This window comes from Candidatus Schekmanbacteria bacterium (assembly GCA_003695725.1).
GTDB lineage: Bacteria > Schekmanbacteria > GWA2-38-11 > GWA2-38-11 > J061 > J061.
Window position 1 is genome coordinate 1 of sequence record RFHX01000008.1, and the last position, 10,432, is coordinate 10,432.

Here is a 10,432-nt window from a genome sequence, read left to right on the forward strand (position 1 = left end):
AAGAAAAAATGCTTTTTTGGATTTTCTTTGTTTCTCAAGATAAACATAACTGTTTTGGTTATATGATAAAAAAGCGCAAGTCAAGATTTCAAATGATTGTCTTTGTAGAAGACCTTTTTATTGCACTGCTTGACTATAACCATCTATTGTAGATGCGTTACAAAGTTGAATACTCATATCAAATATGATTATCAAATAAATGGTAAAGGAAAGATGACATATAATTTATATTTGCAATAGTTGTAAAAAATTTGTTTCAATGGGAAAAAATGAAAAATTCCAATGGCTGGAAAAGGAATTGAAAAAAGAGGCGGATTTGTCGGGAAAATTTTGAGGGTTAATCTTACGACTTCTGAAATATGTGAAGATGAGCTTTCAGACGATTTGAAAAGCCAATACATTGGTGGTGCAGGAATAAATGCAAAGCTGCTCTTTGATAATCTAAGAGAAAAGATGGAAATAAATCCGCTTTCTCCTGATAATCCCCTTATCTTTGGGGCAGGTCCACTTGTGGGCACAAAGTTTCCTTGTGCAACGAGATATACTGTTACTTCGAAAAGTCCTCTTACGGGCCTTTTTGGTGATTCCAATGCAGGAGGCCACTTTGGCGTAAAGATGAAACAGGCCGGCTTCGACCACATCATAATAGAAGGAAAAGCGGAGTTTCCATCTCTTCTTTTGATTGAAAAGGGCAAAAAACCCCAAATCATAGAAGTTCACGACATTTGGGGAATGGATACATATGAAACAGATGAATATATTGAGAAGAGATTTGGCAGTGATTTCGAGTCGGCAAGGATAGGTCCTGCCGGAGAAAATCTAGTTAGATATGCGAGTATCTTTTCTGGACGGAAAAGAGTCAGTGCCAATGGGCGTGCAGGAATGGGTTGTGTTATGGGCAGTAAGAAACTTAAAGCAGTGTTGGTTAAGGGAGACGGAATTATCCCTTCTGCCGATGAAGTAAAATTTGATTCACTTGTTAGAGAATATTCAAAACTTTGGAGTGAAAGTCCTGCAGTTGCCGCAAATTCTGAATATGGGACATTGATACTAATTGCACAACTTGGCACTGAAGTAGCTAAAAAAAATGACCAAGGAAGGATTTCGGAAGAAGAGCTTTCAAAGTATGATATAACCGAGTTTGCTGAAAAATATAAAGCGGGCAAATCAAGCTGTTTTTTCTGTCCTGTCGGATGCTCTCAAAAATGGAAAGTCAATGAGGGGAAATACAGAGGCGAAGAAGGTGATAAGATAGAATTTGGGCATTATGTAAATCTTGGACCGCTTCTCGATATTTATGATTTTCCAACTCTTTTCCATTTAGCCAATTTGACAAATCGAATGGGATTGGATGTAACGCAGTTTGGATGGAATCTTGCTATGGCAATGGAGTGCTATCAACGAGGAATTATAGGACAAGAGGATACGGGCGGTTTTCACTTGAATTGGGGTGATGCTGATTTGGTCGAAGATATGATTATGAAAGTTTCAAAAAGGGAGGGATTTGGAAACCTCCTTGCTGAGAGCATTCCTGAAATAATAAGGCAGCTTGGCTCAAGAACTTCTCCTTATGGTTTCCATACTAAGGGAATGACATTTCCATACAACCGCAAACAAGTCCTTCCAATGGGATTGGCTTCCTCGGTAGCAACAAGGGGGGCAGACCATATGAAGGGACATCCATATTCAGCGCTGGTGGGGGCAAAGGATATGCTTGCCCGCATATTTGGTAAAGATTCTCCAGAAGAGATTGCGAATCCTCTTAGTCCTGTTGCAAAGGGAAGAGTAGTTTGGTGGCATGAGAATTTCAAAATGGCGATAGATTCTTTAGGGTTATGCTTTATCCCCGTTGCGGCAACAAACATCTTTGGCAATCCCCTCATTCTATTCAATGAACTTTATGAAATCTATGAAGCGGCGACAGGAGTCAAGGACATAAATCTTTTTCATTCGGCTGAAAGGGCTTACCAATTGGAAAAGGGCTTCAACTGCCTGTTAGGAATAAAAAGAGATGATGATATGAGAAAGGGGACGACACGAGGGGAAGAAGACCCAATAGAACATCCCGGAATGCTTGACGAATACTATTTTTATAGAGGATATTCCAAAGAGGGACTGCCTTGCAGGAAAAGGTTGGAAGAGATTGGGTTTGGTGAATTGATGGAGCTCCTTGAAGAAAACGGCAAGCTTGTAGAAGATGATGTTTTCTCAATAAAGGATTTTGTCTCAAAATAAGCTCTATGAGAGAATTTTTTTGCTTTATTCTTAAGCATTTTATAAAAGATTAATGCTTGCTTTTTTTTCTTTATTTTATAAAAAAAACAAAAACTTAAAAAAGTCTTTGAAAAATGGAGATAAGAAATGGAAATAAAATTTGATGAGTTGGACCCTCAATTTAAATATGAGGTTGCCAAAAGGCCCGGCGGTGAAAAAATAAAAAATTGTTATTCCTGTGGAACCTGTTCAGCAAGCTGTCCGGTAAGGAAAATCGATGAGCGTTTCAATCCACGCCAAATTATCAGAATGGCTCTTCTGGGATTAAAGGAAGCAGTTTACAAAAGTGACTTCGTTTGGCTATGCACTGCCTGTTACAGTTGTCAGGAAAAATGTCCTCAAGGTGTGAAAATTACAGATTTGATGACTGTTTTCAAAAATCTTGCAACTGAAGAAGGTTATGTTCATCATTCATATGTGCAAATTGGTGAATTTATCAAAGGCAGTGGAAGAGTTTATGAGCTTGAAGAGTTTGACAACAAGAAAAGAGAAAAGGCAGGACTTCCAAAGCTTCCTCTAAAAATTGGAGAAGTAGAAAAGATTTTTGAGATTACGGGATTTAGTAAAATTTTGGAAGAGAGTAAAAAAGAAGAAATCAAAGAGACAGCCAGCGATTCTGCGGATGTCTCTGAAAATCAGACAGGAGAAGGACAGTGAAATTAGGACTTTTTTTGGGATGTACGATACCTGCAAGAGTGAGGCAGTATGAAATATCTACACGAAGAATAGCAAAGGAGCTTGGCATAGAATTTGTAGATGTTGAAGACTTTTCTTGTTGTGGATTCCCTTTGAAGGCGGCGAATTATGAAACAGCAATGCTTCTTGCTGCGCGAAATTTAAGTTTGGCTGAAGAAAAGGGGATAACTGAATTATGCACTATGTGCAGTGCTTGCACTGAAAACCTGACTGAGTTTGCAAATGAAATGAATGAGGATGAGGAATTGAGGGGAAGAGTGAACAAAAAACTTGAAGCAATAGGGAAGAAATACAATGGCACGGTGAAGGTTAGACATATATGCAGAATTTTAATCGATGAAATAGGTGTCGAGAAGCTTCAAGAAAAAGTCGTAAGACCTCTTGACAAGCTGAATGTTACCGCACATTTTGGATGCCACTATGTAAGACCATCAGCTATATATAACCGTTTTGATGACCCTGAGATGCCTTCATCGTTAAAAGAGTTGATTAAGGCAACAGGAGCAAATTATGTTGAGCATAGTAATGAAATGCAATGCTGCGGAGGAGGCATACTTGCAGTAGCAGAAAAAGTTTCTCTTGCCCTTTCAAAGGAGAAGTTAGACCGAATGAAAAAGGCAGGTGCAGACATTGTTTGTTTGATATGCCCATTCTGCGGTGTTATGTATGACGCCAATCAGCGTTCCATAGAGGAAGAGTTTCAGACGGAATATAAGATGCCTGTTCTCTTCTATCCCCAACTGTTAGGCCTTGCAATGGGTTTGCCTTCAAAGGAATTAGGCCTAAATCTAAATGTTGTTAAGACAAAAGAACTTGTCAAATCCTTAGAGGCAGCAAGTTAGTAGGGAGTGAAAAATTACATTGAATTTTGATGTTGTTATTATAGGCGGTGGTGTAGCAGGTATTTCAGCAGCTTTGCAGATATCTCAGGAGGGCTATTCATATGCCTTGATAGAAAAGAGTTTCTTTCTTGGTGGGAAAAGCTTGCAGTTGTGCTGTAAAGCCTCTGACCGCTGCAACAAATGTGGTGCCTGTACGGCTGACCATAAGATTAGAGAAATCTTCAAGGAATCTTACAATTCATTTTTCATGGGTTCTTTTGTAAACAGAGCTGAAGAAAGAGATGGGAACTTTATATTAAATGTAAAAAGGATGCCCAGCGGCATTTTATCAGAAAATTGTACAAAATGCGGAAAATGTGTTGAAGTATGCCCTGTAGAGGGAAAAGCAGTTAATTTTCCTCCTTTTAGTTCCTTCCCTCAAATTCCTTTTATAGATAAGGAAAAATGCCTTCGTTCATTCGGCAACGAGTGTAGTAAATGTGCCGATGCCTGTAAATATGCTGCAATCGATTATTCCCAAAAGGAAGAAGAAACTGAGATAAATGCTAAAACAGTAGTAATTGCCGTTGGTCTTGAACATTTTGACCCTTCCCAGAAATCATCATATCACTACGGAATTTTCAAGAACATTATTAGTGGTCAAGAGCTCGAAGAAAAAATCAGAAAGGAAGGAGTAATCGTTCGTCCTTCAGACGGAGAGCATCCTTCATCGATTGCTTTTATACAATGTGCAGGAAGCAGAGACCCAAAAAATGCAAATCCTTACTGTTCACAGATTTGCTGTTTATTTGCTATGAGAAGCTCTTTGCACATTAAAGAGGACTTGCCCGATACCAGAATCAAAATATTCTATATGGATTTGCAGGCGGACTGTAAAGAGGAAATGGAAATTGTTGAGCGGTGTAAAAAATCAATAGAGTTTGAAAGGTCAATGCCCGGCGTTATCGTTGAGAAAGAAGATGGAAGAATTGGGCTGACCTATGAATCTCTTGAAAAGGGGAAAAATATTGAAGAAGATTTTGACCTTGTCGTGCTTTCGACAGGTATAGCGCCTTCTTCGTCAAATAGAGAAATTGCAGAATTGTTTGGATTAGAGATAGATGAAGCAGGTTTTATTAAGAAACTTTCACCAATTGACAAAACAAGGACAAAGAATGAAAAAATTTTTATTGCTGGCGGCTGTGAAGGACCAAAGAATGCAGTTTCAAGCATTATGCAGGGAATTGCCGCAGGGAGAAATGCAGTAACAGCGATAAAAAGGGAGAATAAGGTTGCCTGAAAACAAAGATACAGGAATCGTATTTATAAGAAGCTCAATAAATGAAGCGAGCTTTTTACCCTTCGAGGATAAAGTATTAAAGGCATTATCTGATTACTGCGACAAAAAATCATATTTATGTCTGTCAATAGGACGAAATGATTTTTCCGAAGAAAAGCAGAAAACCATTGCTGACTGGTTTTCGAAAAACGCTCTTTCATCTGCTCTTTTCATAGATTTTTCGGGTGAATACACAAAAGAAAGAATAATCAAGAGCATTCTATCCGAGGTAGTAATACCTGAAAGAATAATGCTTTTAAATTTTTCAGAAAGAATTAGGAATACTAATGATGACAATGAAGCGCAGGCAGTTATAGATGAAGCTAAAAGAAATATCGATACTTTTCATAAGAGGTATTCGTTAGGGAAAAAACTTGATTATTCCCCATTTAATCCAAAGAAAAGAGTTGTCGTGGTTGGCGGTGGAATTGCCGGGATTGAATGTGCCATAAAATTGGCTGAAGAAGGATTCGGTGCAGCTATTGTGGAAAGAGAAGAATCTCTTGGAGGAGTTTTAAGAAAGGTACCTGCCTTCTATAATAGCGATATATTGCCATCTGATTTTCTCGAAGAAAAAATAAAAACCTTAGAATCATTACCTAATATCGATGTATTGTTGAATGGGCAAATCGAATCGATTAAAGGCGAAGCAGGAGATATGAAGGTAAGCTTTGAAAATGGTGAAGAAAGAAAAGAGATCGACTGTGGGGCTGTAGTTATAGCGGGCGGAGTATGGACAGGAATTTCTGCAGATATTAAAAGGACTATTCCTGATGATGAAAGAATAATTAGTTTGTCTGATTTTTGTGAGAAAAGAGATGAAATTATCGAAAAAATAAAATCTTCTGCAGACGGGAAAGCTATTCTTTTTGCCGGAAATTATTCAAAAACCTATTCGCCTGTTTTATTTTCATCTCTCCTTTTCAATGCTCTGAAACTGTATGAAGAAACGAATCTGCCTGTGGCTGTAGCAATTGCAAATGCAGAAGTTGCGAGAGAGGGTGCTGAAGAGCTTTATACTGAAGTAAGAGAAAAGGGGATTACTCTTTTCAAGACTTTGGAGAAAATGCCTGAAATTTTCATAAAGGACGGCGACCTTTATTCTGCAATTGATGACATATACCTAAAAGGTGAAGGTATGAGTGATGTGAGAGTATTGGTCGATTGTGCCTTAATAGTGATAGAGGATTCAGTTGAGAGAAACTTTACACTTGAGGCTGTTGCAGAAAAGATACGGATGAAAACAGGTCCAAGGGCAAGTATTCAGCCGGAAAACTTAAATCTTCTTGCTGTTGATACAAATAAGAATGGGATATTTGTCTGCGGCTCATGCAGACAGGTTTCTGACATATCAGAAATAGAAAGGGATGCCGAGAATGTAGTTGCTTCTATTAAAAGAACTTTAGATGAAAACTTGAAATATCCTTCAGAAAAAATAATAGTTGATAAAGGTAAATGCACTTTGTGCCTTACTTGTGTGAGAGTTTGTCCTCACGGGGCAATTGAGTGGAGCAGGGCGGCGGAAATTTCGCAGATCAATTGTCTGGGTTGCGGCACCTGCACAAGCGAATGTCCCAACCGTGCAATAACTCTTTCCTCTTTCAGTGATGAAGAGGTTTATTGTGAACTTGAGGGGCTAATATGAGTGTTGAACAAAAGATTACAGAAGAAAGAAAGAAGGAGCCGATTGTGGCTTTTTGCTGTAATCATTCCGGATTTGAAGCCTATGAAAGAGCTTGCAGAGAACTTGCTTTTGAAGATTCTGCTCTTAGGGTTGTAAGAATGCCTTGTTCCGGCAAGGTCGATATACCTCACATCCTTTATGCCTTTGAGAATGGAGCATACGGGGTTTTAGTTTTTGCATGTTATAAAGATAATTGCAAATATATTCATGGCAATGTGAGGGCTGAAAAAAGAATAGCTGATGTTAAGGGAATTTTACAGGAGATTGGAATTCAACCTGAAAGGGTAGAATTCAAAGAAGTAGCGTCAAATACTCCTTATAGAATCAAAAATGCAGTTGAGCAAATGAGGGAAAGATTGTCCCAATTGGGCTCTTTAAATCTTGAAAGAAATAATAACCGCTTATGAGTGAAAATGGAAAAAATAGAAAAGTAGGGTCTGTCCTTGTCCTTGGCGGCGGAGTGGCAGGTATGCAGTCAGCTATAGATTTGGCGGACTCTGGATACAGAGTTTATCTTGCTGAAAAGACGCCATTTATAGGCGGTAAAATGGCTCAGCTTGATAAGACATTTCCGACGAACGATTGTGCGATGTGCACAATTTCTCCACGCTTAGTAGGTGTTGGAAGACATCTCAATATAGATATTCTTGCAGGAGTCGAGCTGATTCGGGTTGAGGGCGAAGCAGGAAATTTCAAAGTATTTCTGAAACAAAATGAGCGGTTAATCGACCCTGCAAAGTGTACTGCCTGCGGCGATTGTAAAAAGGTATGTCCTGTGGAAGTTGAAAGCGAATTTGACCTTGGACTTTCAAAGAGAAATGCAATTTATAAAAGCTATTCACAGGCAGTGCCAAATGCCTATGCCATTGACAAGCGTGGATTGTCTGCCTGTAAAATTTCCTGTCCTGCAGGAATCAGTGTGCAGGGGTATATTGCCCTTATTGCAAAGGGAAAATATAAGGAAGCATACAATCTTATAATGAAAAATAATCCTCTTCCCGGAGTGTGCGGAAGAATGTGCCATCATCCCTGCGAATCAGAATGTCGCAGAGGGCTTGTCGATGAAGCTATTTCGATCAGGAATTTACGGCGCTTCTTGGCAGACAAAATTTATGGAGACCCGGATTTTACTCCTCCTCAGGCAGTTGAGAAAAAGCATCCTGAAAAGATTGCCATAATTGGCGCTGGACCCTCAGGACTATCCTGTGCCTACTATCTTGCACTTGAAGGATACAATGTTGAGATATTTGAGGCTTTGCCCGTCAAGGGAGGAATGCTTGCAGTGGGAATTCCTGAATATCGGGTGCCGGCAAAATCATTGGCCATAGAGATTTCAAATATAGAGGCATTGGGGGTCAAAATTCATACGAATACCAGAATTGGTAAGGATATTGCTTTTTCAAAATTGAAAGAGGATTTCGATGTTGTCTATATTGCAACAGGAGCGCATCTTGCAAACAAACTAAACATACCGGGCTCTGACAATGAGAATGTAATAGATGGTGTAGAATTTTTGAGAAAGGTTAGCCTTGGTGAGGAGGTTAAAAAAGGTAAAAAGGCGGTAGTCATAGGTGGTGGTAATGTTGCTTTGGATGTTGCAAGGACAGCCCTTCGCTTGGGATATGATGTTTCTCTTATGTGCCTTGAAAACGAGGAGGAAATCCCCTGTCATCCATGGGAGCTTGAAGAGGCGATTGAAGAAGGAGTTAAAGTAAATTATTCACTTGGACCAAAAGAAATAGTCGTTAAAGATGGAAAGATTGAAGGTGTCAGAACCATAAAGGTAAAATCGGTTTTTGACAGCGAAGGGAAATTCAATCCGCAGTTTTATGAAGGTACAGAAGGATTATTGAAAGGTGATACGGTTTTTTTGGCAATTGGTCAAAGGCCTGATTTGAGTTTTCTCGACTGTGATTTAGAGACGCAGCAGGGAAATAGAATCAAGGTTGACCCATCTCTTCTCCGCACTAGTGATGGCAAAATATATGCCGGAGGCGATGTTGTGAGGGGTCCTGCTTCTGCTATTGAGGCGATTGCCGATGGCAGAAGAGCAGCGATGGTGATTGACAGCAAACTGAGAAACAAGCCGATTCCAGAGGATGTAAGACCTGAACCGACAGAACCTGAGATTGAAGGCAAAAGGATAAAGAAAGAATGGAAAAAGGTTCCGCCTAAACTTTCTCCTGAAGAGAGAATAAAGGATTTCAGCGAAATCGAGAAACCTTTTTCTGAAGAGGATGCTCTTGCTGAGGCATTGAGATGCCTTCACTGTTCAGTTTGTTCTGACTGCAGACTTTGTGAAGAAGCTTGTGAAGCAAAAGCTATAAGCCATGAACAGCCCATTCAAACTGTCAAACAGCTTGATGTAGGAGCTATTATTCTTGCGCCGGGATTTGAATATTATGATGTTGATCTCAAAGAGGAATTTGGCCATAGGAGGTTTAGCAATGTCCTTTCCAGTTTAGAATTTGAGAGGATTTTGAGCGCAGGTGGTCCCTTTATGGGAGAGATTAAACGGCTTTCAGACGGAAAACCTCCAAAAAAGATAGCATGGATTCAATGTGTCGGTTCAAGGGATGAAGAAAGGGATTATTGTTCATCGGTTTGCTGTATGTATGCAACCAAGCAGGCGCGTCTTGTGAAAGAGCATCTTCCTGATGCTGAATGTACTATATTTTTTATTGATTTACGGGCTTTTGGGAAAGGTTTCGATGATTATTGCAAAAGGGCTGAAGCTCTTGGAGTAAGATATGTTAGATGCAGACCTTCCAATGTCAAAGAAGACCCTTTAACCCAAAATCTTCTTTTTCAATATATTACGCCTGAAGGCAAGCCCATAACCGAAGAATTCGATATGGTCGTTCTTTCTGGCGGACTTGGTATCGGTAAAGAACAAAAGGAAGTGGCAGAAACCCTTGGAATTGAACTCAATGAATTCAATTTTTGTAAAACAGGGAAATGGGATCCTTTATATACTAACAGGGAGGGGATTTATACCTGTGGTGCTTTTACAGAACCGAAAGATATTCCTGAATCCGTCACTCAGGCAAGTGGAGCGGCTGCTTTGGCTATAGAGCAGTTAAGTGATGTGCGCAATACATGTACGAGAAAAAAGGAATATCCTGAAGAAAGAGATGTTTCCAAAGAAGAGCCAAGAGTTGGAGTTTTTGTCTGTAGATGTGGAACCAATATTGGGGGAGTAATTGAGGTTCCTTCTGTTGTTGAATATGTGAAACAATTACCCAATGTGGTCTTTGCAGAAGAGAATATGTATACCTGTGCCGCTGACAGTCTTGAAAAAATAAAGGAGATGATAAAAGAACATAATCTCAATCGTGTTGTAGTTACTTCATGCACGCCCCGCACTCACGAGCCGCTTTTCCAAGAAGCATTGCGGGAAGCAGGACTCAATCCATATCTTTTTGAAATGGCTAATATTCGTGACCAATGCACATGGGTGCATGCAAATACTCCTGATAAAGCCCTGAATAAAGCTAAAACTCTTGCGCAAATGGCTGTAATGAGAGCAAGGAAACTCAATCCCTTATATAATCAGGATATAGATATTTGTCGTGATGTCCTTGTAATAGGAGGAGGCATTGCCGGTATGACTTCGGC

General features: G+C 39.6%; 7 protein-coding genes. All 7 read left to right on the plus strand.

The features are described from left to right. The first annotated feature begins 282 nt into the window (after nt 1–282). Nucleotides 283–2,235, plus strand: a complete 1,953-nt coding sequence (locus tag D6734_00390; protein RMF98402.1) for a hypothetical protein — start codon at nt 283–285, stop codon at nt 2,233–2,235. Nucleotides 2,236–2,361: 126 nt separating this feature from the next. Beyond that, nucleotides 2,362–2,931, plus strand: a complete 570-nt coding sequence (locus D6734_00395; protein ID RMF98403.1) for a 4Fe-4S dicluster domain-containing protein — start codon at nt 2,362–2,364, stop codon at nt 2,929–2,931. After that, nucleotides 2,928–3,812, plus strand: a complete 885-nt coding sequence (locus D6734_00400; GenBank protein ID RMF98404.1) for a CoB--CoM heterodisulfide reductase subunit B — start codon at nt 2,928–2,930, stop codon at nt 3,810–3,812. Before D6734_00395 ends, D6734_00400 begins: the two co-directional genes overlap by 4 nt. Nucleotides 3,813–3,831: 19 nt before the next feature. Beyond that, entirely contained in the window at nt 3,832–5,091 is a 1,260-nt protein-coding gene (locus D6734_00405) for a CoB--CoM heterodisulfide reductase iron-sulfur subunit A family protein (protein RMF98405.1), read from the plus strand. Further along, entirely contained in the window at nt 5,084–6,775 is a 1,692-nt protein-coding gene (locus tag D6734_00410; GenBank protein RMF98406.1) for an FAD-binding protein, read from the plus strand. Before D6734_00405 ends, D6734_00410 begins: the two co-directional genes overlap by 8 nt. Next, nucleotides 6,772–7,221, plus strand: coding sequence for a hydrogenase iron-sulfur subunit (locus D6734_00415; GenBank protein ID RMF98407.1), 450 nt, complete (start codon nt 6,772–6,774; stop codon nt 7,219–7,221). Before D6734_00410 ends, D6734_00415 begins: the two co-directional genes overlap by 4 nt. Then, nucleotides 7,218–10,432 (plus strand): FAD-binding protein (locus D6734_00420; protein RMF98408.1); only part of this gene is annotated, 3,215 nt, incomplete at its 3' end. The genes D6734_00415 and D6734_00420, both read left to right, overlap by 4 nt.

Excerpts from the sequence above, each read along its gene's own strand:
- D6734_00415 (RMF98407.1), top strand. The coding sequence starts at position 6,772 with ATGAGTGTTGAACAAAAGATTACAGAAGAAAGAAAGAAGGAGCCGATT.
- D6734_00390 (RMF98402.1), top strand. The coding sequence starts at position 283 with ATGGCTGGAAAAGGAATTGAAAAAAGAGGCGGATTTGTCGGGAAAATT.
- D6734_00395 (RMF98403.1), top strand. The coding sequence starts at position 2,362 with ATGGAAATAAAATTTGATGAGTTGGACCCTCAATTTAAATATGAGGTT.